A 25,060-nucleotide genomic window follows, 5' to 3' on the forward strand; every position below is an offset into this window, starting at 1 on the left:
ACAGAAAAAAATGACGGCGAGTACGATTTCCAAGAAGAAGTCCTATGTGTCAGCTGGCGTGTTTGGCTTATTGCTTTCCGCAGGCTATCTCCGTATGTCTCTCGATCTCCCGATGGGGGCACTCGACGAACCCGGAGCGGGTTTGTTCCCGATCTTAGTGGCGGCGATTATGGCCTTTTCAAGCTTGGCCACCATCTGGGAGGGTATGAAGGCGCCCTCGACGGACGCAATTGAAATCCCGAGCGGCAGCGATCGCGCACGTTTGATTAAATTGATTCTATTGCTATCAACATATTTTGTTGCACTCCCATGGTTTGGCTATTCGGTTAGCAGCTTTTTCTTCTCTGCCGCGTTAATCCGACTCCTCTCTAAGAGCAGTTGGGTTCGATGCGCTCTGTATGCTGCCATCATGACGGCTGTCGTTTATGGAGTGTTTATCTATTTGTTGAAAGTTCCGATGCCTACGATGGCCTTGGGATTCTAAAAAGGAATCACCGCTGTGGATGCGATTAACGGATTTCTGTATGGACTTGACGTAGCGCTGACTTTCAATAATCTGCTTGCCGCCTTAGCAGGGGCCCTCGCTGGGACTCTGATCGGTGTTCTGCCTGGCCTGGGTCCAACTGCTGGGATCGCAATGATCTTGCCGCTGAGCTACTCGCTCGACCCGACAAGCGGCCTCATTATGATGGCTGGTATGTTCTATGGCGCCATGTATGGCGGATCGACGACAGCTATTTTGGTGAACATGCCGGGTGAATCTGCCTCGGTCATTACGTGCATCGATGGCTATAAATTGACAAAAAAGGGGCGTGCTGGTGCAGTCCTGACCATTGTTGCCGCGGGTTCTTTTGTAGGCGGCGTGCTGTCGGTGGTCGGGGTGATGCTGTTTGCGCCCGCGCTTGCACAGTTAGGTTTACTTTTCGGTCCCGCTGAGTTTTTTGCACTGACAGCAGGCGGCCTACTGTTATTTTCACGTATTTCGGGTGGCTCTCTAGCGGCTGGCATTTTTCCCATGGCAATTGGTCTCATGCTAAGTACGGTCGGACAAGAGCTAGTCACGGGTCAGGATAGGTTTACTTTTGGAGTTAGTGATCTCACTCTCGGCGTTGAGTTGGTGGCTTTGGTGGTCGGTCTCTACGGAATTACAGAAATAATGTCGGTGGTGGCGAACTTGCAAACGCAAGTCAAACCTTTACCCGTCCGTCTAAGAGATATGTTCCCGACGCGCGAGGAGTGGAAAAGATCGGTCGCACCGTATGGACGCGGCACAGCATTAGGTTTTGTTTTTGGCTTATTGCCTGGGCCCTCTGCCACCATGGCAAGCTTCGCATCCTACCGTTTGGAAAAAGGTGTCTCCAAACATAAGGAAGAGCTCGGGGAAGGCGCCATTGAGGGCGTCGCTGGCCCAGAAACTGCAAATAATGCGGCTGCCACTTCTTCGATGGTTCCCTTGCTTGCGCTTGGCATTCCGTTTGGCTCTGTGACCGCTCTCATGCTCGCTGCAATGATGGTGCATGGCGTTCAACCAGGCCCAATGATGATCACGCAGCATCCGGAAGTATTTTGGGGCGTGATTGCCTCGATGCTGATCGGTAACGCAATGCTCTTGATTTTGAACGTCCCACTCATCAGCCTCTGGGTGAGTTTACTGCGCGTACCTAATCATATTTTTCTACCAATCATTTTGATGGTGGCTACGATTGGCTGCTACAGCGTGCGCAACAGCATGGTTGATGTGTACATGCTGCTATTGGTCGCTTTTGTTGGATATTGCTTAACCAAGTTGAACTTTCAACTCGCACCAATGGTCGTAGGCGTAGTGCTCGGGCCTCTCATTGAGAAGCACCTACGCGAAGGTCTCTTTATGAGCCTAGGGGATATCTCTGTTTTTTACACCAGTCCCTTGGCTATCGGGATCTGGGCACTTGTGCTCTTGGTCTTACTACTCGGACCAATACAGTACCTTCTGTCTAAAGCGTTCGGGATGAAGTTCAAAAAAATCATCCCGGAAAGTTCTGAGTAGCATTAAGTTAAGAACTAGACGAGGACTTGACCTTCACCCAACCTGGGTCGAGTCCGACTGCGCCTGAAGCGGCGAGTTCGGCAATTTTCTCTGCAGAGTAGCCAGACTCACTCAAAATTTCAACCGTATGCTGGCCCAGCCGCGGCGGTGGTAAACGGATCGCTCCGGGAGACTCACTGAACTTAATGGGTAACCCGGCCATCGACATCATGCCCAACCCCTCTAGGCTCATTTCTTGAATCATGTCGCGCGCGTGAACCTGTGGCTGCTGCACAACCTTGTCAATCGTGTTGACGGGTGAGCATGGCACTTCGTTCTCGATCAGTCGCTTTTCCCAGTACGCCAGCGGCTGCGTAATAATGATTGCGCCAATCAGCTTGATCATCAGTGCGCGATTATCCGAACGCATTTGTGGATTAATAAAACGAGGGTCTTCTAACCATTCGGGCTTTTCTAGCGCCGCACAAAGCCCCTTCCACATCCGTTGGTTAAAGGCAGAGATAACAATCCACTGATCACTTGCCTGATAAGCGCGATAGGTCGGGCTAGTAAGAGCACCGCTGCCGCTTGGGCCGGGCACCTCTCCACTTGAAAAGTAGCGCGTGAAGAACTGAGCCAGCATCGCCATATGGCCTTCGAGTAACGAGGTGTCGACTCGCTGGCCCCGACCAGTGCGGTGGCGCGTCTCTAATGCCATCATCACGCCCATGGCGCCAAACATTCCGGCACCAACATCCGCAACAGACATACCCATTTTTGCGGGGCTGCCTTCAGGATCACCTGTGATGCTCATCGAGCCTGCATAAGCCTGCATGAATAAATCATTCGCAGGCTCTTTACTCAACGGGCCTGTTGCACCGAAACCGCTGATGGCGCAATACACGAGACGTGGATTCACTTTCGCCAGCGACTCATAGTCAAGGCCTAGACGCTCTAGCGCACCGACCCGATAGTTGTGTACCAAGACATCAGCTTGTTCGATAAGCTCACGAGCAATCTTGACCCCTTCGGGGGTCTTGAGGTCGATCGCCATGCCACGCTTATTACGATTTGCAGCCGCATAGTAATAGCTCAGCGAATCATGGAAGAAGGGAGACCACGCACGACTGTCATCACCGACTTCAGTGCGTTCTATTTTGATCACATCTGCGCCATAGTCACCTAATAACATGCCACAGAATGGACCCGCCATGGCAACACTGATCTCAACAACCTTAATCCCTGCAAGCGGTGCTGTCATCTCTACCTCGTCACATCCCGTCTCTATAGTTCACTCTTATAGCGTTCAAGCATTTCAGCTTGCGTTTCAGGTGGGTCAGCCATGCCAGTCTGCTCACCAATCATCTCTCCCATTGTCGGCAAGCGGGCCCGATCAATTTGCTTAGATGTGTCCCACAGCTTTGAACGCATAAATGCCTTCGCGCAATGCAGATAGGCCTGTGTCACGTCCACCTGAATCACCAACTTCGGGGGCTTTAGCTCAGACGTGCAAAGCTTCAATAGATCCGTCGCAGTCGTCAACTTTGCTTGACCGTTCACACGCAAGGTCTCATCCACGCCTGGGATGATGAATAGCATCCCGATACGCCTAGTGTGGATAATATTCTCTAAGGTATCTAAGCGATTGTTACCGGGCGAGTCCGGGATCAAGAGTTGACCCGCCTCAGTGACCTTGACAAAGCCGGGCGCACCCCCTCGGGGCGAGGCGTCTAAGGCGTCGTCTGCTCCCTGACTACCCAACACAACAAAAGGTGAGAGCGCAATAAACTGGCGGCAGTGCCTATCCAGCGCTGGCATTTGCTTTTTTACTGCGCGCTCTTTAGGCGACGCGTAGAGCGCACGCAGTTGCTCGATTGATTGAATCAACATCGTACTTAATTCATCGACACTACAATTTTGCCAAAGTGTTGATTGCCACGCATTTTTGCAAAGGCATCAGCAATCTTGTCAAAACTATAGGTACTGTCAATAGGCAAGGCTAACTTGCCAGACTCGATATGAGGCCAAAGATCTCCCATCGCACGCGAAGCAATCTCACGAACCTCATCAATGCTACGAGTGCGGAATGTGACACCTGTATATTTAATACGCTTGGCTGCATGCAAATCAAAATCAAACTCTGCGAATCTACCCGCGAGTCGCCCTACGTTCACTATGCGCCCCAAGACCGCACAGGCCTCTAGATTCGGCGTACCAAACTTGCCTGATAATTGATCAATGATTAGATCGACACCCTTTCCGCCATTGGCCTGCGCTGCAAGTGCGGGCCAATTCGGATCGCTGTTGTCGATAGCAAAATCAGCACCGTACTTGTTCAACTGCGCAAGTCGACCGGGGTTAGATGATGTACCGATAACTGTTTTCGCTCCCATCACTTTCGCAATTTGCATTGCCATCAATCCAACACCAGACGACGCTCCTTGAATCAGCACCGTTTCGCCCGCCCGCATTTCGCCTGCGGTAATTAGTGCGTTATGCATCGTAATAATTGAAATGGGTAGCGTTGTTGCTTGCTCATAGGTCATTGAGGCAGATGGGATAGGCATCACACGGCCCCAGTCCGTTACGACATACTCGGCATAACCGCGAGTCCCCGAACACATCACGCGGTCGCCCGGCTTGATCCCACGCACGCGTGCACCAACCTCTACGACTTCACCGGCCCACTCCATTCCAGGAATCGTTCCAGGCCCTCCGACGCTGCCATGCTGGCCTCCAGAGAGGACACCGAGATCGGCGCGATTCAAGGCATAGGCATGCGCGCGCACAAGCACCTGGTCCTCAGTCGGAGTAGGCTTTGGTGCCTCACCAATCTCAAACCCAGTCTCGGTCAACACAACTGCTTTCATAGCATTTCCTTTTTAAGTGGTGCAAGAGCGTGGTCTGCCACGTCCGTCAGCGTTGGGGGCCGACTATCGTGTTGCGGATGTCAGCCCACCATCGACAACTAGGGTTTGTCCATTAATGTATCGGGCTTCGTCGCTCGAAAGAAATACCACGGCATGTGCCACATCCCACGATTCTCCCATGTAACCAGCAGGCACTTGCTTATGACGATGCGCAACAAATCCTTCGAAATCACCCTTCGCGTATTTATCAGCGAGGCGCTTGACTAACGGCGTAAACATTAAGCCTGGCGCAACGCAATTCAAACGAATTCCTCGATCAGCATAAATGACGCCTGTCGTCTGCATCAGTTGTTGAAGGGCACCTTTGCCGGCCGAATAACCTACTTGTGGCTTGCCGATATACCGCAGACCAGCCACAGAAGAGATGCTAACAACCGAGCCATTGCCCTGTGCTTCCATAATCGGCAACACATACTTACAGGCAAGAAATGCGCCCTTAACGTTTACGTCTAGCTGCTCGTCAAACACAGCTTCCGACATCGTCACCGGATCGCCCGGCTCTGAACGACCAACGTTATTCACCAGAATATCGATCCGACCATATTTCGCCATACAGGCATCAACCAGCTTTTTTACATCCTCTGCTTTTGTGGCGTCAGCAACCATAACGCCTGCAGAGCCGCCCTCTTGCTCGATGATTTTTTGTGTTTGTTCGGCAGCTTCTAAATTGAGATCCGACCCAAAAATCTTTGCGCCCTGACGTGCGAGTGCTACGGCAATTGCCTTGCCATTACCCCAGCCCTCACCGAGCGTGCCACACCCTGTCACCAATGCAACTTTGCCATCTAGTCTGAACACATTGCCCCCAAGTGATTGCTTTTATATTGAGCATCATATTACCCGCCCGAGACCAAGCGGGCAAAAGCCTTTTGCACGGCGGGTTCAGCCGCATAAAAAACCGTCGCACTCACGCCGCTGCGCACAACTAGTCGGGGTGCAATTAACCAGGTCATATGCGGAACATAAATAAATTTAGCTTGCCTGATCTGGTCGATCGCAATGCGTTTATTCCAGATCCAAGTTTGCTCGATAACACCATCTCGAATAGATGTTCGACTTCTTAGCATCCAAAAATAAATGAGTCCGGTCACAAGACTAGCGCATCCCCAGACGACTACGGCGGTATCCGTAAACTCGGACCATTGCATGTGTTGCATCGCGGGCAGCCCCGACCAGATGATGGCGACAATGAACAGTGTCGCTACGATCTTAATCAACAGGGGGAAGGCAGGCCCCTCCGCCGTAAAGTCGGACATGGCCTCATCGGCGATCACTGCCGATTCACTCATTTTGCTTGCGGAGTATTTTTCATCAGATCACGCATCAGATTATTGACCGTATCCTGATCGTTTTGATCCTCTGATTGCTGCAAATCATTAGGTGGCACTTCTATTCTGATTGTTTTTAGGTCTACTTCAATCGGCTTATCGAGGAAAACTGTCACTGTTTGCGGGAAGAAAATCACAATCACCACAAGCGTCAATTGCAACAATACCCAGGGAATAGAGCCTAGATAGATATCCTTAGACAACACCTTCGCTGGCAACGAACCGGATTTAAACAAGTTATCAGCCGTGCTGCGCAAATAGAACAAGGCGAAGCCAAAAGGTGGGTGCATAAAACTGGTCTGCATGTTTACGCACAGCAGCACACCAAACCAAATCATGTCGATGCCTAGCTTGCTCGCAACGGGCGCGAGCATCGGCAAGATAATGAAAGCGATCTCAAAGAAGTCTAAGAAAAAGGCGAGAAAGAAAACGAAAATATTGACGACAAACAGAAAGCCTATCTGCCCACCAGGCAAGCCAGTCAATAAGTGTTCAATCCAGATGGCACCATCGACACCCTGAAAAACGAGCGAAAACACGCGCGAGCCGATCAGAATGAAGACGACCATTGCAGTGATTCGCATCGTACTCGTCATGCCATCACGCACAATTTCCCAGTTCAGCCGTCGGTGAAACGCAGCCAGCAAAATCGCGCCAACAGCACCCATCGCACCCGCCTCAGTTGGCGTCGCGATGGCGGTGGTCATGAAAGGTAAGCCACCCATGCTCCCCAACACGGCAAAAATCAGCATCGCCGACGGAATGATGCCGCGCAAACATTTGCGCCACAGGTCCCAACCATGAAGCGTACGAGCCTCAGGCGGCAAGCCTGGCATATGGCCGGGACGCAATCGGGACAATACGAAGGTATAAGCTAGAAATAAAAGGATCTGTAGAATCGATGGGCCCCAGGCCCCTTTGTACATGTCGCCTACAGAACGGCCCAATTGATCAGCCATCACCACCAACACTAGCGAGGGCGGTACAAGCTGTGTGATGGTTCCTGAAGCGGCTAGGACGCCGGTGGCGTAACGCATGTTGTAGCCATAGCGCATCATGACCGGTAACGAGATCATCGCCATCGCGATGACTTGGCCAGCGACCGTACCCGTCACCGCGCCTAAGATAAAACCCACGATAATGACGGAGTAACCAACCCCACCTCGAATCGGACCGAACAGTTGTCCCATCGAGTCAAGCATGTCTTCGGCAAGCCCGCACTTCTCAAGCACTGCCCCCATCAATGTGAAAAATGGGATTGCCAACAATAGGTCGTTGGACAAAATACTGAAGATATTCAGCGGCAAGTTGTACATAAAGGCGGCGGGAAACCAACCCATCTGGATGGCGATAAACCCACTCAGCAACCCTAGCGCAGACAACGAAAACGCAACGGGAAATCCAATCAACATGATCAGAATTAACCCCAAGAACATAAGGGGTGCGAAATCTTGCATACTCATTGAAGCGGCCTCTCGTAGGTCAGATCCATCTGATAGGTACCCCTCAACCAGCCGACGCGCTTTATCATTTCGGAAACGCCTTGCAATGCCATCAACGCAAAGCCAAGCGGCAATAACATCATCACGGGCCAGCGGATGAGGCCTCCAGCGTTTCCGGAGATTTCACCTGAAACGTACATCCCCACAAACAGTGGCCAAGAAAGATACGCAAACAAGATCATCGCAGGCATCAGAAAAAAGGTAAGCCCAAAGAGATCGATCCAAACGCGGCTCTTGCTTTTTAACGTTCCGTAAATCACATCGACACGGACATGCTCGTTTACTCGCAATACTTGTGCCGCACCAAGCATCACACAAGCGGCGAACAAATACCATTGGATTTCAAGCCAGCCATTTGAGCTGTAGGAGAAGGTGTAGCGCATCACTGCATTACCTGCGCTAATTAGGCTGCAGAGCAGGACTGCCCACTTGGCGAATACAGCAGAAAAATCACTCAACCGATCAATCAGGCGAGCTAATACTAGTAACTGAGTCATCTCTAAACCCCCGTGCGCTTAGCACCGCAACCGAGACAAGTGGCGGGCTCAAGGCTAACGTCAGATCATAACGAAATGTTCGACATAAAGCCCTACTTTCATTTGGGTTTTAGGGACCGACCGTCCCGTGGTTTACCCTTAGATGCGAAGCAAATCCTTGCTTATCGCGCATCAGAAAGCCAGCGTTCAGTCAGGCGCACGAAATAACTCGCACCTACCGGGATGATTGCATCATTGAAATCATAGGAGGTGTTATGTACGACACAAGCGCCTTCTCCATGACCATCCAAACGATGCTTACCTTCGCCATTCCCAATAAAGGCGTAGCAGCCCGGCTTCACCAACAACATGTGCGCAAAATCCTCCCCCGCCATCACGCCAGGGTACTGATCATTCACCATGTCTGGGCCCACAATCTCGCGCATGATTTGCGCCGCGAAATCCGCCTCATTCGCATGATTGACGACCGGCGGCGATGCGCGTCTGAAAAAAATATCGGCTTCACATTCGTGCGCCAGTGCGGTCTGTGTCGCCAGTGTCCGTAGCCGCTCTTCTAAACGATCCAGCGCCGAAACGGAGAATGTCCGGATAGTCCCACCCACAGAAGCCGAGTTGGGGATCACGTTCGGGGCCGATGAGCCTTCAAGTTGCGTCACAGCTAAAAGGGCTCGCTCGGTTCCAGGTATTACCTTTGCGACGAGACTCTGCAACGACGTGGCCAAAGACAAGACTGGCGTGATCGGATCGGTCCCTGTATGCGGCAACGAGGCATGCGTACCCTGTCCCTTGATGGTGACTTTAAACGTGCTGCTTGAAGCCATGAGCGGGCCACGGTTCAAAGCAAATCCGCCAACCGATCCGATGGACCAATTATGTAAACCGAAAATAGCTTCGCACGGAAAACGCTCAAACAAACCATCATCGATCATTTTCTTGGCGCCGGCCTTGCCCATCTCCTCTGCTGGCTGAAAAACAAAATGCACCGTGCCGTCAAAGTTACGCGTCTGCGACAGGTGCCAAGCCGCAGCAAGAAGCATGGTGGTGTGCCCATCATGCCCACAGGCATGCATCTTGCCGTCGTTCGTCGATCGATGTTCAAACTGATTCAACTCTTGAAGCGGCAATGCATCCATATCAGCACGCAGTCCAATCGTGCGTTTGCTGTTTCCCGCCTTCAGCACACCTACCACGCCCGTGCCGGCAATGCCGCGGTGCACCTCGATGCCCCATTCTTTTAATAGACCGGCCACAATCTCAGAGGTACGATGCTCGTCAAAGCCAAGCTCAGGATGGGCGTGAATGTCGCGGCGAATTTTAATAAATCGGCTGTAATCGGCAAAAGCTTCATTGACTTTCATATTGTGTTGACCAGTAGATGCGTTAAGTTAAAAATTAAAAAGTATCGTACTTACTCTTCGGCAGATTTTTTGTGTGCGGCAAGTGCCATCAGGCGCCGATCACGCCATAGGCGTCGCGCCAATAGCTTGTCTTTCGGCAACAGGGCTCGACGCTGCGCTTCAAGCTTTTGAATCACGTCCTCAGACCAGTGGTCTGTGGACGTTTGCTCAAGAGACATCGCCTGATACATCTCGTCGAAGCGGTGTGCGTAATCCGCCAAACCATCGGGAGCATTGAGGTCAATCGTCTCAAAAGGTCCCATAAACGACCAGCGCAAGCCCAGCCCTTCCTTGACGGTGACATCCAAACCTTCGGCATCGACGTAGCCATTTTCGACGAGTCGAAACGCCTCACGCAACAAGGCCCCCTGCAGCCGGTTCAATACAAATCCCTTGAGCTCTTTGTGAATCTTGACAGGCTTTTGACCTACACCCTCCATCACATCCCATGTCCGCTGCACCACGGCAGCATCGGTCCAAGGTGCGCCGCATATTTCCACAACAGGCACAAGGTAAGGCGGATTGACTGGGTGAGCGATCAAACAGCGCCCGCGCCCAGCCAAGTTTTCGGTAAACGCTGACGCTGGAATACTAGAGGTCGAGCTTGCCAAGACTGTCGAAGGCGCCGCCAGCGCATCCATCTTTGCGAAGATCTCCTTTTTCATCTCTAAGCGCTCCGGCAAACTCTCTTGTGCATATTGAGCACCCGCCAAAGCTTCTTCCAGTGTCATCACACTTTGAATCCGTGCGATCAATCCTGCTGGATCAGTAATCAATCCAGCATTATGCAAGTCAGCAACTTGCTTTGTGATTAATGCCTGAGCGTGTGCAACTGCCGCCGGATCACCGTCCCACATATTGACTTCATGCCCACCACGCGCAAAAACAATTGCCCACGCCTGACCCACGAGGCCCGAACCTACGATTGCAATCTTCATGTCCATTCCTTGCTGAAGTTGCTGCGCGTTGCGCTGCAACATTAAAGCGTCACGATTTAAAACAGATTAACAAGTTACCCGATCCAGCACCAGCACACCCCCCTCCTCAAGCGGATGAGGCAGCACCACCATTTCAAGGCCAAAGGTCTTCTTGAGTGCTTGAGCCGTTAAGGCGACCGGCGGTGCACCTTGGGACGCGATGCGCCCCTCTGCGAGCAGCACCAAACGATCACACCACCGCGCAGCAAGATTAATATCATGCAGTGCAACAAGCACGCCTGCCTGATGTTGTGCCGCGAGATGCCTTAAGCAGCGCATCAGTTCAATTTGGTGTCGCGCATCCAAACTAGCGGCAGGCTCATCAAGCAAGATGAACGGCTTCTCGCCACTTGCAGTGATGGCCAAACTTTGTACCAAAATGCGAGCAAGTTGCACGCGTTGCTGCTCCCCTCCCGATAGCGCTAAATAGTGGCGTGGCGCGACCGCGGTCAGATCAACCCAAACCAGTGCTTGTTTTACCCAAGCATCAACCTCGGGTGACCCAGCCTCTGGAAATGGATAAGCGCCCATTTCAATGACTTCTGTGACGGTCATATCAAAACTCAGGCTTGGTTTTTGCGGCAAAACCGCCCGGAGGCGCGACTGCTCCACCACGCCTAGATCAGCAAGATTGAAACCCGAGAGCGTCAACTGACCCATGGCGGGCGTGATCTCCCCCGCAATCGCGTCAAGCAACGTCGATTTACCCGCTCCGTTTTCACCGAGCACACCGACAACTTCTCCCGGCATGACCGTCAGGTTGACATCGTCAAGTACCACCCGCTTTGCTCGCAATACCCTTACGGACTGTAGGATTATTGCCATCTGAGCGCCGTGAACCGTGCGTTGTGTTTGAGACTTTTCAATTTCATGGCGTTTGGGTAAAGTGGCTTCCGTAGCCTTGACGACCTATTCTGGTCGCAACAATATAAAAAGCGGGAGACAAGCATGGCAACAGTAAGTTTGAGTGTAAACGGCAAGTCGCACAAAGTCGAAATTGAAGACGACACCCCATTGCTTTATGCACTGCGTGACCACCTTGAAATCAACGGACCTAAATTTGGTTGTGGTCTTGGACAATGCGGAGCCTGTACGGTCATCGTAGACGGTCAGGCAGTGCGCTCCTGCGTGACGCCTACAACAGCGATGCAAGGGAAAAATGTGACTACGCTTGAGGGTCTAGGCAGTTCAGCAAAGCCTGGGAAACTACAACAAGCCTTCATCGACGAGCAAGCTGTGCAGTGTGGTTATTGCATCAACGGCATGATCATGACTGCTAGCGCTTTTCTCGCCAACAATAAAAATCCAACAGACGCGCAAATTAACGAGGCGCTTGCAGGAAATCTGTGTCGTTGTGGCACCCATCAGCGGATTGTGGCAGCGGTTAAACGCTACATCGCTGCTGCCTAAACCCATCCACAACTTATTCATCCACAGGTGAACTCATGAACGCATTCACACGACGCGAATTTTTGAAAGCCAGCGGCGCTGGTATGTTAGTTGTTAGTTTTTCAATGGGAGTCAATCCCGCTTCCGCAAACTACGGTCTACGGCCTCCAAAAAGCGTCGCCAAGGACGTACTCGATTCATGGCTCTCGATTGATCGTGATGGCAAGGTAACCGTTTTTGTTGGCAAGGTCGATCTCGGCACAGGTACAAAAACGGCGCTCTCACAAATTGCAGCAGAAGAGTTGTCTGTTCCCTTCAACAAAATCGACATGATCATGGGTGACACTGCCACCACCCCGGATCAGTGGTTGACGGGCGGTGCAATTACGCTTTCCCAAGGTGGCGCTGAATTACGTATCGCTGCCGCAAACGCGCGGATCGCCTTACTTGCGCGCGCGGCTGAAAAGCTAAAAGTTCCTGTCACCGAACTCAGCATAAAAGACGGTGTGATCACCGCTGCGTCTAAGCCTGGACAAAGCCTCTCATACGGAGAGGTTATCGGCGAAGGCTTTAAGTTAAAGGTTGATCCCAAAGCGCCCCTCAAATCACACAAAGAATATACGGTCGTCGGCAAATCCATTCAGCGCGTGGATATCCCTGACAAGGTCTCAGGCGAACACCCTTTCGTACATGATTTCCGCCTACCCGGCATGCTCCATGCTCGAGTCATTCGACCGCTGCAGGTTGGTGCGAATCTGGTGAGCTTTGACGACTCAGATGCAAAGAAAGTAAAGGGTTACGTACAGACAGTGCGCAAGGATAATTTCCTAGCGGTCATCTGTAAGGACGAATGGGGTGCTGTGAAGGCCTCGCAGGCGATGAAGGCAAACTGGTCTGTGGGTCGTGAACTCCCGCCGCAAGCAAAAATCTACGAACACTGGCGTCAGTTACCGATTGCAAAGACCGAGGTGACTCAAAACGTTGGCAACATCGACACCGCACTCTCGGGCGGCGCCAAACGCATAAAAGCGACCTACAACTTTGCTGTCCAAACGCACGCCTCTTCTGGCCCGTCCTGTGCCGTTGCAGACTTCCGCGATGGAAAAATGACTTTGTGGTCGGCATCTCAGGCGACGCATTCAATGCAAGACGAGATCGCGACGCTCACGAAGTTGCCCAAAGACTCCATCCGCTTGATCTACTTGGATGGCTCTGGCTGCTACGGACGTAACGGTCACGAGGACGCCACCGCGGACGCTGCTCTGATTGCGCAATTAATTGGCAAGCCGGTACGCGTGCAATGGATGCGCCACGATGAAACCGCGTTGGCACCTAAGAGTCCTCCCAGAACGATGGACTTCGAGGCGAGCTTTGATGCGCAAGGTAATGTGACAGGTTGGCAAAGTGATTTCTACATTGCCTTGAACCATATCGCAGCGTTTAAGCCGCTAGATTTTCCATTGCTCGCGACGGCCGAAACGGGCAATCCTCGTCCCGGCAACTGGGTTGGCTTTTTGTTTCAAAACTCAGCCGCGCCCTACGCGTTGCCAAACATTAAGGTCACAACTAAGCATATTGAACAGCCGATATTCCGCGCCTCGCACTTGCGCAGCCCAGGTCGTATCGAAAATAGCTTTGCCAACGAATCCTTCATGGATGAACTTGCGGCAACAGCGAAGGCAGATCCTGCCGAGTTCCGCCTCAAACATCTCTCTGATCCTCGCGCTGTAGATGTAATCAAAGCGGTGCTGAAAGCCTCCAACTGGCAAACTCGTCCGGGCCCAAATCCTGCAAGTTCGCAGGGTAACATCGCAAAGGGCCGCGGCATTTCTTATGTTCGCTACAACAATACGATTACGTACGTTGCAACGGTAGCGGAAGTTGAGGTGAACCGCACAACAGGCCAAATCGCCGTGACACGTGTCTATGTTGCACATGACTGCGGACAAATCATCAATCCAGATGGCGTGATTAACCAGGTTGAAGGTGGTGTGATCCAAACCGTCAGCCGTACGCTGATGGAAGAGGTGAAATGGACGGGTAATACGGTGACTAGTGTTGACTGGGCAAGCTACCCAATCTTGCGCTTCCCAGACGTACCTAAGGTCGTCACAACACTGATTGACCGACCAGGTCAACCGGTTTGGGGCGCTGGCGAACAAGCACCTACCACGGTGCCTGCTGCAATTGCTAACGCAGTGTTTGACGCCATTGGCGTGCGACTGCGTACCATCCCATTCACACCGGCCTCGGTGAAAGTGGCGATGAGCGAAGCGCCTAAAGTTGCTTGATGATGACTAAGTAGTCAGTAAAAAGCGGCCCTCCTAGGAGGGCCGCTTTTTCATCCAAGGCGGACGTAACGCGTTTTACCCTTAAGCGGCGACAGGCATCGTCTTAGCCATTGGTGCGAGCTTCTCTACACTCGCATACCAAACAGCGAGTTTCGGATGAGCGGCACGCCAAGGCTCATTAGCAAAGCGGAAATCGAGATATCCGAGTGCACACGCGACCGCGATATCGCCAACGGTAGCTAACTGGCCAAGCGAGGCAGCCTCGGCCTCAAGGACCGCCAGCGCGCGAGCCACCTTACCTTGTTGCAGTTTGATGTAGCCAATCCGGCCCTCATCCTGAGGTAATGCGATTTCACGGCGACGCGGCTGACTCGCATCTAGAATACCGTCTCCGATCGCCTGAAGGCGTAGCGCTTTCCAGCGCGCAGGACCAACAGCGGGGAACAAAGGAGGCGCTGTACCAATACTGTCGATGTATTCGCAAATGACAGGGCTATCAAACATCGCCACACCCTCGTCAGTGATCAGGGTCGGGATCTTGCCTAACGGGTTTGAATCCGACAGCACCGGATCAGTTGTTGAAATTGACCATTTTTCAAACTGCCCGTCGATGCCACGCGCGATCGCACAGGCGATTACCTTGCGCACATAGGGGCTAGCTCCAGATACCGTGATTTTCATATACCGATCCGTTAAATAATGAGTGACGAGAGAAAACGATGCATAGTTGTACTATAAATTACACCTACACTATAGTAATTTTTTAAAATCTGCTGTTTGTTCATCAACGCATCACTGTCAACAAATTAACTGGGTCCGCTATGGCTACCGCTATCAATCTCCACGACTTTCGCGCAATGGCGCAGCGCCGCCTTCCCAAAATCGCATTTGATTTTATCGATGGCGGTGCGGATGACGAAACCGGCCTCGTGCGCAATCGAAATGCATTCCAGGACTATCAGTTGGTGCCGCGATACTTAGCTGACGTCACAAAAATCAATCAAACGACTACCTTGTTCGGGCGTGAATACGCAAGCCCCATCGGCATTTCGCCCACGGGTATGGCAGGACTGTTTCGCACGGGCGCCGACGCAATGCTTGCGGCCGCAGCCAAAAAAGCCAACGTCCCCTTTCTGCTTTCCAGCGCAAGCAACTTCAGACTTGAAGATGCCGCAAAAATTGCACCCGATAATGTTTGGTTTCAAATGTATGCGACAAGTGATGAGCGCATTAACCACGATCTCGTCGCGCGCGCAAAGAATGCGGGGCTAGGCGTACTGGCGATCACTGTTGATGTACCCGTCAATTCAAACCGTGAACGCAATAAACGCAATGGGTTTACTCGACCATTCCGGATGACACCTTCCATCATGTTGGATGCAATGACTAAGCCAGGTTGGGTGCTTGAGTACCTAAAGGCAGGCGGCATGCCCATGATGAGCAACTGGCAACCCTACGCGCCAGACGGTGCCTCGGCGGACGAGGTCGCCGACTTGTATGGAACACTGACACCTGCTCCGATGACCAATTGGGATACTGTTTCTCGCATTCGCGACCAGTGGTCCGGACCTCTCATCATAAAAGGCTTGCTACATGCCGAGGATGCGCTAAAGGCTGCCGAGCTAGGCCTCAATGGTATCGTCGTATCAAACCATGGCGCGCGACAACTAGATGTCGCACCATCATCTATCACGATGTTTCCAGCCATTCGGCACGCGGTCGGTGACAAAATGACGCTGATGCTCGACAGCGGTGTGCGCCGCGGATCAGACATTGTGATTGCGAAATGCCTAGGTGCACAGTTCTGTTTCTTTGGTCGGCCGACGCTATATGCAGTTGCGGCGCTTGGACAAGAAGGTGCAGATCAAGTCTTCGCGATTTTGCGCCGTGAGATTAACGCCGTGCTCACTCAAATCGGCTGTAAGAATTTTGACGATCTGAATGAGCGGTTTCTATTGCGTGCTGGTCAACAGCCTTAAGCGATATCAATAACCGCGTTACCCGTCACTTGGCCTTGCTCTACAGCTTGATGGGCAGCAACAATCTCACCAAGCTTAAACCGTGCACCAATCGCGTGCGTAAGCTTGCCTGACCGTAGTAGGCCACATAGCCCAGTTAAGGCGCTGGCACGCTCTGCCGGCGTGAGCTCGTACACAAGAAAAAACTGCAAGCTCAGACTAGTTGTGAGGCATAAGCGAAACGGGATCGTTGGCGGCTCAACCTTATTCGATCCAAAACAGGACACTGTTCCGTGTGGCGCGAGAGCACCGTCTCGAACTAAGTCTGTTGTCGTCGAGAAATCCATGTCGATAATTGCATCAGCTCCCCGACCCTCGGTCAGCGCTTTTACCCGCTCTGCAACATTCTCTATTTTATAGTTGATCGTTTCGACTGCACCGCCCGCGCGCGCATGCGCAGCTTTGCTTTCCGAACTCACCGTGCCGATGACACGCGCGCCTTTGAGGGTTGCCATTTGCACTGCGTAATGCCCAACGGACGAGGCGGCACCAATCACAAGCACTGTCTTGCCTGCAATTTCTCCGCAGCGTCTCACCGCCTCATACGCAGTTAACCCCGGGATACCCATGCAAGCAGCACCATCCAAGCTGACATGATCTGGCAATTGGACCGCCTGCGCTTGCGGCAGGCAAACATACTCGGCCGCCGTACCAAACGGACGCTGATACTGCGCGTTCCAAGTCCACACGCGTTCGCCAATACGTGAGGTCAAGACGCCCGCACCGACAGCATCAATCACACCACCCGCATCACTATGCGGAATGATTTTCGGATCATAGATAGGTCGATTGCGTCGGGACTTCACATCGGATGGGTTGACCCCAGACACTTGTACCTTTACTCGAACCTCGCCGGGCCCAGGCTCTGGAGTGGGAAGCTCTCCTAATATTAAGACGTCTTTTGCTTCACCATTTTTTTCATACCATGCCGCTTTCATTGTGTACCCTGCCTATTCAAAAGATCACCTATCATAGTATTGTGTGTTGGCTCTGACTAGAGAAATTAATCAAATGAAAACAATCGCCGCCTTTCTCACAACCATCCTAGGCAGTCTAAATTTTTTTATCGCCCCAAACGCCTGGTGCGCTTATCCTGAGAAACCTGTCACGCTCGTGGTGCCATTTGCTCCTGGTGGCTCGAACGACATCGTTGCACGCCAACTTGCAAAACAACTCACGGCACAGTGGGGTCAGCCGGTTGTCATTGAAAACAAGCCGGGGGCGGGCACAGCGATCGGCGCAGCTTACGTAGCTAAGCAGCGTAATGATGGTTACACACTGCTCGTAGCGTCCTCAACTTTTACCATGGCACCAGCAGTCGTCAATACCTTGCCTTTTGATCCTATCAAAGACTTTACTCCGATCGCAATGATTGGCGAAGTACCTCTTGCCCTTGCGGCAAAACCTAAGTCACCGGGTAAAGATGCGCAGGAATATTTCGCCTATTTAAAGGCAACACCCAACTTGAATTACGGCGCGACCGGCGTTGGCAGCATCCAGCATTTTGCAGGAGTGCTGCTAAGCCAAGCGCTAGGCAATAATATGACTGCCGTTCAGTACAAAGGGGGTAGCCCTGCCATGACCGATACCATGGGTGGACATATCGAATTCTCTATCGGTAGTATGACTCAGGTGCTGCCACAAATACGAAACGGTACCTTGCGGGGTGTCGCGGTCACAAGCGCGCAGCGCTCTGCGGCAGCACCTGACATACCAACGTTTCAAGAGGCGGGCATCAAGGACTACGACATTCAACAGTGGTGGGGCTTACTTGGGCCAGCGAATGTGCATCCAACCATCCAGGAGTTCATCAATCTGTCAGTCAATAAGGCCTTGGCATCCAAAGATCTCATTGAGTTTCTTGCGGCAGACGGCGGTAACCCGAAACCCATGACCGTCGCTGACTTTAAAACACTTGTCCACGATGGGCTGCTTCGCTGGTCTACCGTTGCAAAACAAACTGGCATCAGCGCAAAGTAGACTCAACGAGCCGAGACCTCCATGACACTGATCATTCACCCGATCCGCAAAGAGTTTGGCGCCGAAATTTCTGGTATCGATCTAACGGAGCCCACAACAAGAGCCGTCAAGCAACAGCTCAATACATTGCTCGCACAATATGCAGTGCTAGTGTTTCGCAAACAAGCGTTGACTCCACCCCAGTTCATGGGCGCTGCCGAAATCTTTGGCGACCTCATGGATCAACAGTTAAAAAAATATGTGCTTGCAGACTATCCAATGGTGGGCTGTAATTCTACTGACGACCTGCCCAGAAAGAATGGCAAGCTTCAAGTGCGCGGCGAAAACTATCATACCGATCACTCTAACGATCGCTGCCCGCCAAAAGCAACCACTCTGCATGCGCTACAAATTCCTCACTCGGGGGGCGATACGCAATTTGTCGATGTACGACAGGCCTACGACGATTTGCCTGACTCCTTAAAAGAGACTGTTAAAAACCTTAAGTCTCTGCATGTGCATCAAAGCAGCCGCAGTCCGCGAGAACTTACCAAACTTAGCGCTGAGGATCTTGCAAAAATACCGACTGCATTACAGCCGCTCGTCATTCGTCATCCTGGCAGTGGTCGCCCGGCGTTGTATTTGAATACAGGTCGAATGGAAGGGATTGAGGGCATGCCAGCTGACGAGGGTTACGCTTTGATCGAAGATTTATACCGACGCGCCACAGATGCTCGATACGAATATCGACACCGGTGGCAGGTTGGTGACATGGTGATTTGGGATAACCAAGCCGTCATGCACCAGGCCAATGCTGACTATGACCCCGAACAGAAACGCTTTCTTTACCGTCTGATGATTAAAGGCGTGGCTTTAACGGCCGCTCAGTAACGGCACCTCGATCAATGCTGTAGACCTTCTGCACCAGATGTTCGGAGTACTGAAGGTCGGATTCTGAGAAAATCACTGCCATACCCTCAGTCTGCAAGCGGCTGATAACTTCGGCTAAACGCTGTGCAAGCGCCGGCGCCACACCTTCAAAGGGCTCATCAAGCAACAGCAGTTTTGAACCAATCATCAATGCACGTCCCAACGCAACAAGTTTTTGTTGCCCCCCAGATAACTGTTGGCCACGTCGCGGTGCAAACGCTCTCAGCTCAGGGATCAGGTCGTAAACATAGCCAAGCCGCTTGTGCGCATCGATCTGCTCATTGGCCCACGCTGGCACTAGAATATTTTCTTCTACCGTCAGATCTGGAATGAGCCGGCGATCCTCAGGCATATAGCCAATACCAAGACGATTGCGTAGATTCACTGGCGTCTGAATCAAGTCGACACCGTCAAACTCGATCGTTCCGGACTTTGGCTTAAGAATCCCCATCACACTTTTAATAAGTGTCGTCTTGCCTGCACCATTGCGCCCAACTAAACCCGCCATAGACGCTGTGTCTACCTGAATGGACACATCACGCAAAATATCCACTGACTGGATCGATACATTGAGATTAGAAATTTTCAGCATCTCAGTGCTCCTGCGTGGCAGCATGACTCTTGCCGACAATATATTTCACGACCCGCTCATCCTTTAGTGCAATCTCTGGTGGAGCATCAGCGATGATGCGCCCTTCGTAAAAGGCAAGGACACGCTCTGCGTGTTTACTGACGATCTCCATGTCGTGCTCAACAAAGAGCACGGTGGTGTTGCCCTGTCGAACTGCGTGCATCACCATTTCCATAATTTGGAATTTTTCCTCGGTGGAGACGCCGCTCGTCGGCTCATCAAGCAACAAGATTTTAGGTCGCATTGCCATAGCCATCGCAATATCCAACAGTTTGCGCACGCCACCTGGCAGCACACGCGCTACCTTGTCGCGATAAGCACTTAAACCAAAGTGCTCAAGAGACTCTTCCGCAAGTTGCCTGATCGTTTTACTGTAGCCAGGAATCACCCGTTCCGTTCGCGTAAACAAACTGCCTTTATTGGCGATCAGAGACACGATTCCGAAACTGACTTCCAGGTTCTCAAGTGCGGTCAGGGTGTTGTAGAGTTGCGGGATTTGAAATGACCGACAAATGCCTAGTTGAGTGATCTCTCTCGGTGGCAACTGGGTAATGTCACGTCCATTAAATTCCACGGTACCTGAGTCGGGCTTTAGATAACCAGTGATCATGTTGACAAAGGTCGTCTTGCCAGCGCCATTGGTGCCGATCAAGCCCAAGCACGCGCCTGCTGGCACGGCCACATCAATCTCTGCTGCAGCGACGACTGCACCAAAACTTTTATTCAAGCCTTTGGCATGCAGAATAATTTCACTCATGACTGCCTCCGCTTGAACTTACTCACTAAAGACCAGAGACCGTTAGGCAAAAGCAAAATAACAAAAATAAGCGATAGACCGATGAGTCCTTGCCAGGTATTGGGCGAATAAGAAAATGCCACGGTATGAATAATGCCGAATACCAGCGCGCCTATGAACGGTGCAGCGACGCTACCGATACCGCTCAGGATGGTGATGAAAATAAACTCGCCAGACGTAGTCCAGAACGCCATCGCCGGATCAATATGACCTACTGCAATTGCAGCAATTGCGCCCGCGAAACCGGAGAGAACTCCTGCGATCACATAGATCAGATGTATCGTTTTGCGCGCGGACGCCCCCATATACTCGGCGCGTATCTCATTGTCACGAATCGCTGTTAATAAGAGGCCTCGCGGACTCTTCAGCAAACTATTCACAAACGCCACGCAAAGAATAATGATCACGCTCGTTACGCCCAGTACCGCCTGGCGCACCTGATCCGACGCTGGCGCCCAACCAAAAATAGTGACGGCGGGAACGTTAAAGCCATCGGTTGAGCCCAGTGCTTCGGTTTTAACCAAGAGCCCATACAAAATCATCGAGAATGCTAGGGAGAGCAGGCCGAAGAAAATCGCTCGGTATTTCGCCAGCAAAAACCCGAGAAGGTAGGCTAATACTCCGGCCACTAGCGCACTCAGCGGAAGGAGTACAAAAATCTCCCTCAAGCCTAGTGTCAGTGCAAGCAAGCCTGTTGTGTAGGCGCCCGCACAGAAAAACAAAGCTTGGCCAAACGAGACGAGGCCTGCACGCAAAAAAAGCATAAGCCCGAGCACCACCAGACCGTTGGCGCCTGTGATCGTCAAAATAAACATTGCCCATTGCGGGATAAAGGGCGTAAGCACCATCATGGTTAACAGCGCGACGCCGAAACGTACGGTCACTTTGTCAGGCATCATATTTTTCTCGCCTCGGCCAAACTAAATAGCCCGCGCGGTCTAAACGCAAGGACCAACGCCATCACACTAAAAATGACAAACAATTCAAGTTGCGGTGCGTAATGTATGCAAAACGCGCGCACTAATCCCATAATGAACGCAGCAAGTGCGACGCCCGGCAAACTACCAAGCCCCCCGGTCACAACAACAGCAAAGGACAAGACGATCACCTCAACCCCAAGGCCAGGGGTGACAGAAATTGTGGGTGCAGTAAAAGCACCTGCAATTGCTGCAAGTGAACACCCAACCCCAAAAGTCAAAATGAAAATCTTCTTTACATCGATCCCCATCGCCGCGCTAATTTCGCGATCGTGGATAACGCTAATCAACATTCGGCCGAAACGAGTCTTATTCAAGACCACCGTGAGCACCAAGCCGACAATCAAGGCAAGTCCCAACATCAGCAAGTAGTAGTTGGGGTAGGACATATCGCCTATAGAGAAGTTACCCAGATATTCATAGGGTTCGGAGATGAAATAAGGGTCAACACCCCACACAAGTTTCAGCGCATCTTCCATCACCAAAAAGAGTGCATACGTGATTAACAGAATCACGACTTCGTCTTTCTCATACTGATAGCGCAACAGAAAGCGCTCGAGCAAGGGCCCGACAACAAAGCCTCCTACGATCGCAGCACCTAACAGTGCGAGATAGGAGAGATAAGGCGGGTAGCCGTTTGCTGTCCATATGCCGATAACTGAGGCTGCCATGTACGCGCCTAGGGCATAAAAGCTACCGTGCGCAACATTAACAATCTTCATCACGCCGTAAATAAGCGTGAGACCTACAGCAGACAAGAACAGCCAGGCCGAATAGTTCAGCCCGTCCACGAGAACGATCATTATTTGAGACATCATGTGTTTGTACCGGACGGTGTCATTGACACCGTCCTAGCCTTTGAAGGTTAAATCACAATGCAGACTTATTTGGCCTTCATCCCACCGGCGATCCAGTCAGCGCTCTTGACGCCATCGGGCGGCATCACTTGCTCGGCTGGGAAGCGCATCATGTCAACGATTGTCATTTGACCGTTAACAAGCTTAGTGCGGCCGTATGCGGTTTCGGAAATCGCCTGATGCCCATTGTTTAGAGCAAGCTTATGTACGCCACCTGGGCCTTCATACGTCAGGCCACGCAACCCTGCCGCGAGCTGTTCTGTACTGGGCTTCTTGCCGCCGTTCGCGTCCATGGCTTTCTCGTACGCGAGCTTGGCAGCCATGATCGAGTGAGCCATTTGGTAGGCCGTGTAATTGGGCGCAACGTTATAGCGATCGATAAACGCGTCTCTAAACCACTTGTTCAGCGGTGTATCTGGTGCAAAAACGCCGTACGGTCCGCGCGCACCGATAATCGTGCCATCAGGAATCTTGCTAGCCAAGCGGAACATGGCGGTTTCACCGGCGATCAGTGCTACCTCACTGTTTTTAAAGAGCCCGCGTGGCACAGACTGCAGAATAAACGCCTCGAGATCGCCGCCCCAGAAGCTGGTATGCACCACTTCAGACTTGCTACCCATCAGTGCCGAAACCTCTGCACTGTACTGACCAGCAAACAACTTAGGCATTTGTGAAGTTTTTACGGCAGACTGAGGATAGAGCTGCTTCATCGCCGCTTCAAAGTCGTTCCAAGAGTCCTGACCCCAAGCGTAATTTTGGTTAATACCGCTGAATGTTTTGACGTCAGGCTTTTTTGCCTTCAGGTAGCGAACCAGACCAACGCTATCCGCAGTCGCATGGTTCACTGCACGGAAGACGTAGTTCTTTTTGCCGTCTTCAAAAATGCGGGGGGTACCGCAATCGAAAAGGAGAGTGACTGTTTTAAGCTCTTCAGCAACCGGGGTGATAGCCAAACAGTTGCCGCTTGAAATATAACCAACGATCAAGTCCACCTTGTCGCGCTGAACCAGGTTGCGGTATTCGGTTACAACGCTCGTGGTTGTTCCTGCTTCATCAATTAATTGCGCCTTAACAACGCTTCCACCAAACCCTTTTTTGTTGTAGGGGGCTGGCGCAGTACCGGCGTTGAATTGTTCCAGCATTAACTCGGCGGCGTTCCGGGCAGGCACACCAAAGGGCGAGGCAGCAGGGCCAGAAAGGATGGTCACTAGGCCCAGCTTTACCTCCGCAGGGGCCTGTGCCTGCGCACTAACTGCAAAAGCTCCCGTAAAAAGTGCTGCCAAAACCGATTTTCTGAAATTCATTATTAGTCTCCTTTTTATTTTTAAGCCTGAGCGATACGAGGCATTGACCTCACACTCTTGGGTGCCCTAAGTAGACAACAGGCTTGCGAAGGTTGCAAGTCTCGTTTTACCTGACCATCGACATGGTTTTGACGACTCGGTATGATCGAGCGTAGATGCGCTTGATCCCACATATGTTCCAAACTCCCGCTAGGTATTCTGATGAAATCGTTTTTCCATCCCAATCAGCAACTCCATCATCCCACCACATATTTTTCACGTGGGAAAATGCGTGTGCCACAAGAAGTGCCTGAGAGATCGATTCAGATCTTAAAGGGCTTAGCCGAACTTGGTCTGCCTGTGACGCAGCCTGTCGATGCGGGAATGGCCCCTCTGCTTGCGGTTCACGATCCCAAGTACCTGCAATTCTTGCAAACTGCGCATGCGCGTTGGAAGGAGGTTGGACAAGACTGGGGTGACGAGGTGATTCCCAATGTCTTTGTGCGCGAGCCTAATGCATTGCGTGGAATCTTGGCCGAGGCCGGTCGCTATTTAGCCGATGGCAGCGCCGCTGTCGGTGAACACACATGGACAGCTGCCTACTGGGGCGCTCAGTCCGCGATAGCAGCAACCCAAGCCGTCCTCTCTGGCGACTCGAGTGCCTATGCGCTCTGCCGCCCACCCGGACATCACACGCGCAAAGACGCTGCAGGCGGGTTTTGTTATATCAATAACGCCGCGATTGCCGCTGAACTGCTGCGAGAGAAATACAAGCGCGTTGTCATCCTTGATACCGACATGCATCACGGGCAAGGGATTCAAGAAATTTTCTATGCCCGCGATGACATTTTTTATATTTCTGTTCATGGCGATCCTACAAATTTTTATCCAGCTACGGCGGGATTTGACGATGAAACAGGCGTAGCGAAAGGCGAAGGCTTTAACCTGAACTTGCCTATGCCGCATGGCGCCTCTGAAGAGATCTTTTTTGATAACGTCTCTCGCGCCCTTGCTGCACTGCGAGCATTCAATCCCGATGCGTTGGTGTTCTCGCTAGGGTTTGACGTCTACAAAGATGATCCGCAATCGAAAGTTGCGGTCACGACAGAGGGCTTTGGCAAGCTCGGCACGCAAATCGCCGAACTTTCACTTCCCACCGTGATTGTGCAAGAGGGTGGGTACCACTTTGATACGTTAGCAGTGAACACCACAACTTTTTTTAAGGGTTTCTTGCAGCGGTGAGTGTCAAAGTGAATTACGATTAACGGATCGAGGCGAAAGGATTCGATTAGC

At 51.9% G+C, this 25,060-nt stretch carries 25 protein-coding genes; 8 read left to right on the top strand and 17 right to left on the bottom strand.

Annotation, left to right across the window (positions count from 1 at the left end):
• Window positions 1-10 precede the first annotated feature (10 nt).
• A complete protein-coding gene (locus KZZ10_RS03675; protein ID WP_259660157.1) occupies window positions 11-484 on the top strand; it encodes a tripartite tricarboxylate transporter TctB family protein in 474 nt (157 codons plus the stop codon).
• A gap of 15 nt (window positions 485-499) precedes the next feature.
• Window positions 500-2,026: a tripartite tricarboxylate transporter permease gene (locus tag KZZ10_RS03680; RefSeq protein ID WP_259660158.1), complete on the top strand. Its 1,527-nt coding sequence runs from the start codon at window positions 500-502 to the stop codon at window positions 2,024-2,026.
• Between the two features lie 7 nt (window positions 2,027-2,033).
• On the opposite strand, the gene KZZ10_RS03685 is transcribed toward KZZ10_RS03680, so the two are convergent.
• From KZZ10_RS03685 to KZZ10_RS03730, 10 genes are all read right to left on the bottom strand, one after another.
• Window positions 2,034-3,266, bottom strand: a complete 1,233-nt coding sequence (locus KZZ10_RS03685) for a CaiB/BaiF CoA transferase family protein (RefSeq protein ID WP_259660159.1) — start codon at window positions 3,264-3,266, stop codon at window positions 2,034-2,036.
• 23 nt (window positions 3,267-3,289) lie between these two features.
• A complete protein-coding gene (locus KZZ10_RS03690) occupies window positions 3,290-3,892 on the bottom strand; it encodes a pyridoxamine 5'-phosphate oxidase family protein (RefSeq protein WP_259660983.1) in 603 nt (200 codons plus the stop codon).
• 8 nt (window positions 3,893-3,900) lie between these two features.
• Window positions 3,901-4,875, bottom strand: coding sequence for a quinone oxidoreductase family protein (locus KZZ10_RS03695; RefSeq protein ID WP_259660160.1), 975 nt, complete (start codon window positions 4,873-4,875; stop codon window positions 3,901-3,903).
• 63 nt (window positions 4,876-4,938) lie between these two features.
• Complete coding sequence (locus KZZ10_RS03700) at window positions 4,939-5,733, bottom strand: SDR family NAD(P)-dependent oxidoreductase (protein ID WP_259660161.1); 795 nt, start codon at window positions 5,731-5,733, stop codon at window positions 4,939-4,941.
• 38 nt (window positions 5,734-5,771) lie between these two features.
• The gene (locus tag KZZ10_RS03705) at window positions 5,772-6,224 is read right to left on the bottom strand and encodes a hypothetical protein (RefSeq protein ID WP_259660162.1); all 453 of its coding nucleotides are present in this window, start codon (window positions 6,222-6,224) and stop codon (window positions 5,772-5,774) included.
• The gene (locus KZZ10_RS03710) at window positions 6,221-7,726 is read right to left on the bottom strand and encodes a TRAP transporter large permease (RefSeq protein WP_259660163.1); all 1,506 of its coding nucleotides are present in this window, start codon (window positions 7,724-7,726) and stop codon (window positions 6,221-6,223) included. Before KZZ10_RS03710 ends, KZZ10_RS03705 begins: the two co-directional genes overlap by 4 nt.
• Window positions 7,723-8,262, bottom strand: coding sequence for a TRAP transporter small permease subunit (locus KZZ10_RS03715; protein ID WP_259660164.1), 540 nt, complete (start codon window positions 8,260-8,262; stop codon window positions 7,723-7,725). Before KZZ10_RS03715 ends, KZZ10_RS03710 begins: the two co-directional genes overlap by 4 nt.
• 161 nt (window positions 8,263-8,423) lie before the next feature.
• Window positions 8,424-9,620, bottom strand: a complete 1,197-nt coding sequence (locus KZZ10_RS03720; RefSeq protein ID WP_259660165.1) for a M20 aminoacylase family protein — start codon at window positions 9,618-9,620, stop codon at window positions 8,424-8,426.
• Between the two features lie 50 nt (window positions 9,621-9,670).
• Window positions 9,671-10,597 carry a 3-hydroxyacyl-CoA dehydrogenase gene (locus tag KZZ10_RS03725; protein WP_311133538.1) on the bottom strand — a complete coding sequence of 309 codons (927 nt, stop codon included), beginning with the start codon at window positions 10,595-10,597 and terminating at the stop codon, window positions 9,671-9,673.
• A 66-nt stretch (window positions 10,598-10,663) separates the two neighbouring features.
• Entirely contained in the window at window positions 10,664-11,461 is a 798-nt protein-coding gene (locus KZZ10_RS03730) for a heme ABC transporter ATP-binding protein (protein WP_259660166.1), read from the bottom strand.
• A 123-nt stretch (window positions 11,462-11,584) separates the two neighbouring features.
• On the opposite strand from KZZ10_RS03730, the gene KZZ10_RS03735 reads away from it, so the two are divergent.
• Both KZZ10_RS03735 and KZZ10_RS03740 read left to right on the top strand, forming a co-directional pair.
• Complete coding sequence (locus KZZ10_RS03735) at window positions 11,585-12,046, top strand: (2Fe-2S)-binding protein (protein WP_259660167.1); 462 nt, start codon at window positions 11,585-11,587, stop codon at window positions 12,044-12,046.
• 35 nt (window positions 12,047-12,081) lie between these two features.
• Window positions 12,082-14,316 carry a xanthine dehydrogenase family protein molybdopterin-binding subunit gene (locus tag KZZ10_RS03740; protein ID WP_259660168.1) on the top strand — a complete coding sequence of 745 codons (2,235 nt, stop codon included), beginning with the start codon at window positions 12,082-12,084 and terminating at the stop codon, window positions 14,314-14,316.
• Window positions 14,317-14,397: 81 nt separating this feature from the next.
• On the opposite strand, the gene KZZ10_RS03745 is transcribed toward KZZ10_RS03740, so the two are convergent.
• Entirely contained in the window at window positions 14,398-14,997 is a 600-nt protein-coding gene (locus tag KZZ10_RS03745) for a glutathione S-transferase N-terminal domain-containing protein (RefSeq protein WP_259660169.1), read from the bottom strand.
• 140 nt (window positions 14,998-15,137) lie between these two features.
• Between KZZ10_RS03745 and KZZ10_RS03750 the strand changes: the two genes are divergently transcribed.
• Window positions 15,138-16,295, top strand: a complete 1,158-nt coding sequence (locus KZZ10_RS03750; protein WP_259660170.1) for an alpha-hydroxy acid oxidase — start codon at window positions 15,138-15,140, stop codon at window positions 16,293-16,295.
• Here KZZ10_RS03750 and KZZ10_RS03755 read toward each other — a convergent pair.
• A complete protein-coding gene (locus tag KZZ10_RS03755) occupies window positions 16,292-17,272 on the bottom strand; it encodes an NADPH:quinone reductase (protein ID WP_259660171.1) in 981 nt (326 codons plus the stop codon). The genes KZZ10_RS03750 and KZZ10_RS03755 overlap by 4 nt on opposite strands.
• A 73-nt stretch (window positions 17,273-17,345) precedes the next feature.
• Here KZZ10_RS03755 and KZZ10_RS03760 point away from each other — a divergent pair, with 73 nt between their 5' ends.
• A complete protein-coding gene (locus tag KZZ10_RS03760) occupies window positions 17,346-18,314 on the top strand; it encodes a tripartite tricarboxylate transporter substrate binding protein (RefSeq protein ID WP_259660172.1) in 969 nt (322 codons plus the stop codon).
• A gap of 21 nt (window positions 18,315-18,335) precedes the next feature.
• Complete coding sequence (locus KZZ10_RS03765) at window positions 18,336-19,184, top strand: TauD/TfdA dioxygenase family protein (RefSeq protein WP_259660173.1); 849 nt, start codon at window positions 18,336-18,338, stop codon at window positions 19,182-19,184.
• Here KZZ10_RS03765 and KZZ10_RS03770 read toward each other — a convergent pair.
• The 5 genes from KZZ10_RS03770 to KZZ10_RS03790 all read right to left on the bottom strand — a co-directional run bounded on the left by KZZ10_RS03770 (window position 19,153) and on the right by KZZ10_RS03790 (window position 23,788).
• The gene (locus KZZ10_RS03770; protein ID WP_259660174.1) at window positions 19,153-19,815 is read right to left on the bottom strand and encodes an ABC transporter ATP-binding protein; all 663 of its coding nucleotides are present in this window, start codon (window positions 19,813-19,815) and stop codon (window positions 19,153-19,155) included. The two genes, KZZ10_RS03765 and KZZ10_RS03770, sit on opposite strands and share 32 nt — an antisense overlap.
• Before the next feature lies 1 nt (window position 19,816).
• On the bottom strand, window positions 19,817-20,611 hold the full coding sequence (locus KZZ10_RS03775) for an ABC transporter ATP-binding protein (protein WP_259660175.1): 795 nt from the start codon (window positions 20,609-20,611) through the stop codon (window positions 19,817-19,819).
• Complete coding sequence (locus tag KZZ10_RS03780; RefSeq protein ID WP_259660176.1) at window positions 20,608-21,549, bottom strand: branched-chain amino acid ABC transporter permease; 942 nt, start codon at window positions 21,547-21,549, stop codon at window positions 20,608-20,610. The genes KZZ10_RS03775 and KZZ10_RS03780 overlap by 4 nt, the downstream gene beginning before the upstream one ends.
• Window positions 21,546-22,445 (bottom strand): branched-chain amino acid ABC transporter permease, encoded by a 900-nt coding sequence (locus KZZ10_RS03785; RefSeq protein WP_259660177.1) that lies wholly within the window; start codon window positions 22,443-22,445, stop codon window positions 21,546-21,548. The genes KZZ10_RS03780 and KZZ10_RS03785 overlap by 4 nt, the downstream gene beginning before the upstream one ends.
• A 65-nt stretch (window positions 22,446-22,510) precedes the next feature.
• Window positions 22,511-23,788: an ABC transporter substrate-binding protein gene (locus tag KZZ10_RS03790; protein WP_259660178.1), complete on the bottom strand. Its 1,278-nt coding sequence runs from the start codon at window positions 23,786-23,788 to the stop codon at window positions 22,511-22,513.
• A 201-nt stretch (window positions 23,789-23,989) separates the two neighbouring features.
• Between KZZ10_RS03790 and KZZ10_RS03795 the strand changes: the two genes are divergently transcribed.
• Entirely contained in the window at window positions 23,990-25,009 is a 1,020-nt protein-coding gene (locus tag KZZ10_RS03795) for a histone deacetylase family protein (protein WP_259660179.1), read from the top strand.
• The last annotated feature ends 51 nt before the right edge of the window (window positions 25,010-25,060 follow it).

Origin of the sequence: Zwartia hollandica (assembly GCF_019923725.1) — a bacterium.
Classification (GTDB): domain Bacteria; phylum Pseudomonadota; class Gammaproteobacteria; order Burkholderiales; family Burkholderiaceae_B; genus Zwartia; species Zwartia hollandica.

Bases quoted from the DNA above. Each gene is read 5' to 3' on its own strand.
- KZZ10_RS03725 (WP_311133538.1), bottom strand. From the start codon at position 10,597: ATGAAGATTGCAATCGTAGGTTCGGGCCTCGTGGGTCAGGCGTGGGCA.
- KZZ10_RS03755 (WP_259660171.1), bottom strand. From the start codon at position 17,272: ATGAAAGCGGCATGGTATGAAAAAAATGGTGAAGCAAAAGACGTCTTA.
- KZZ10_RS03685 (WP_259660159.1), bottom strand. From the start codon at position 3,266: ATGACAGCACCGCTTGCAGGGATTAAGGTTGTTGAGATCAGTGTTGCC.
- KZZ10_RS03760 (WP_259660172.1), top strand. From the start codon at position 17,346: ATGAAAACAATCGCCGCCTTTCTCACAACCATCCTAGGCAGTCTAAAT.
- KZZ10_RS03705 (WP_259660162.1), bottom strand. From the start codon at position 6,224: ATGAGTGAATCGGCAGTGATCGCCGATGAGGCCATGTCCGACTTTACG.
- KZZ10_RS03710 (WP_259660163.1), bottom strand. From the start codon at position 7,726: ATGAGTATGCAAGATTTCGCACCCCTTATGTTCTTGGGGTTAATTCTG.
- KZZ10_RS03775 (WP_259660175.1), bottom strand. From the start codon at position 20,611: ATGAGTGAAATTATTCTGCATGCCAAAGGCTTGAATAAAAGTTTTGGT.
- KZZ10_RS03795 (WP_259660179.1), top strand. From the start codon at position 23,990: ATGAAATCGTTTTTCCATCCCAATCAGCAACTCCATCATCCCACCACA.
- KZZ10_RS03780 (WP_259660176.1), bottom strand. From the start codon at position 21,549: ATGATGCCTGACAAAGTGACCGTACGTTTCGGCGTCGCGCTGTTAACC.
- KZZ10_RS03735 (WP_259660167.1), top strand. From the start codon at position 11,585: ATGGCAACAGTAAGTTTGAGTGTAAACGGCAAGTCGCACAAAGTCGAA.
- KZZ10_RS03765 (WP_259660173.1), top strand. From the start codon at position 18,336: ATGACACTGATCATTCACCCGATCCGCAAAGAGTTTGGCGCCGAAATT.
- KZZ10_RS03720 (WP_259660165.1), bottom strand. From the start codon at position 9,620: ATGAAAGTCAATGAAGCTTTTGCCGATTACAGCCGATTTATTAAAATT.
- KZZ10_RS03695 (WP_259660160.1), bottom strand. From the start codon at position 4,875: ATGAAAGCAGTTGTGTTGACCGAGACTGGGTTTGAGATTGGTGAGGCA.
- KZZ10_RS03740 (WP_259660168.1), top strand. From the start codon at position 12,082: ATGAACGCATTCACACGACGCGAATTTTTGAAAGCCAGCGGCGCTGGT.
- KZZ10_RS03790 (WP_259660178.1), bottom strand. From the start codon at position 23,788: ATGAATTTCAGAAAATCGGTTTTGGCAGCACTTTTTACGGGAGCTTTT.
- KZZ10_RS03745 (WP_259660169.1), bottom strand. From the start codon at position 14,997: ATGAAAATCACGGTATCTGGAGCTAGCCCCTATGTGCGCAAGGTAATC.
- KZZ10_RS03730 (WP_259660166.1), bottom strand. From the start codon at position 11,461: ATGGCAATAATCCTACAGTCCGTAAGGGTATTGCGAGCAAAGCGGGTG.
- KZZ10_RS03785 (WP_259660177.1), bottom strand. From the start codon at position 22,445: ATGATGTCTCAAATAATGATCGTTCTCGTGGACGGGCTGAACTATTCG.
- KZZ10_RS03770 (WP_259660174.1), bottom strand. From the start codon at position 19,815: ATGCTGAAAATTTCTAATCTCAATGTATCGATCCAGTCAGTGGATATT.
- KZZ10_RS03715 (WP_259660164.1), bottom strand. From the start codon at position 8,262: ATGACTCAGTTACTAGTATTAGCTCGCCTGATTGATCGGTTGAGTGAT.
- KZZ10_RS03750 (WP_259660170.1), top strand. From the start codon at position 15,138: ATGGCTACCGCTATCAATCTCCACGACTTTCGCGCAATGGCGCAGCGC.
- KZZ10_RS03675 (WP_259660157.1), top strand. From the start codon at position 11: ATGACGGCGAGTACGATTTCCAAGAAGAAGTCCTATGTGTCAGCTGGC.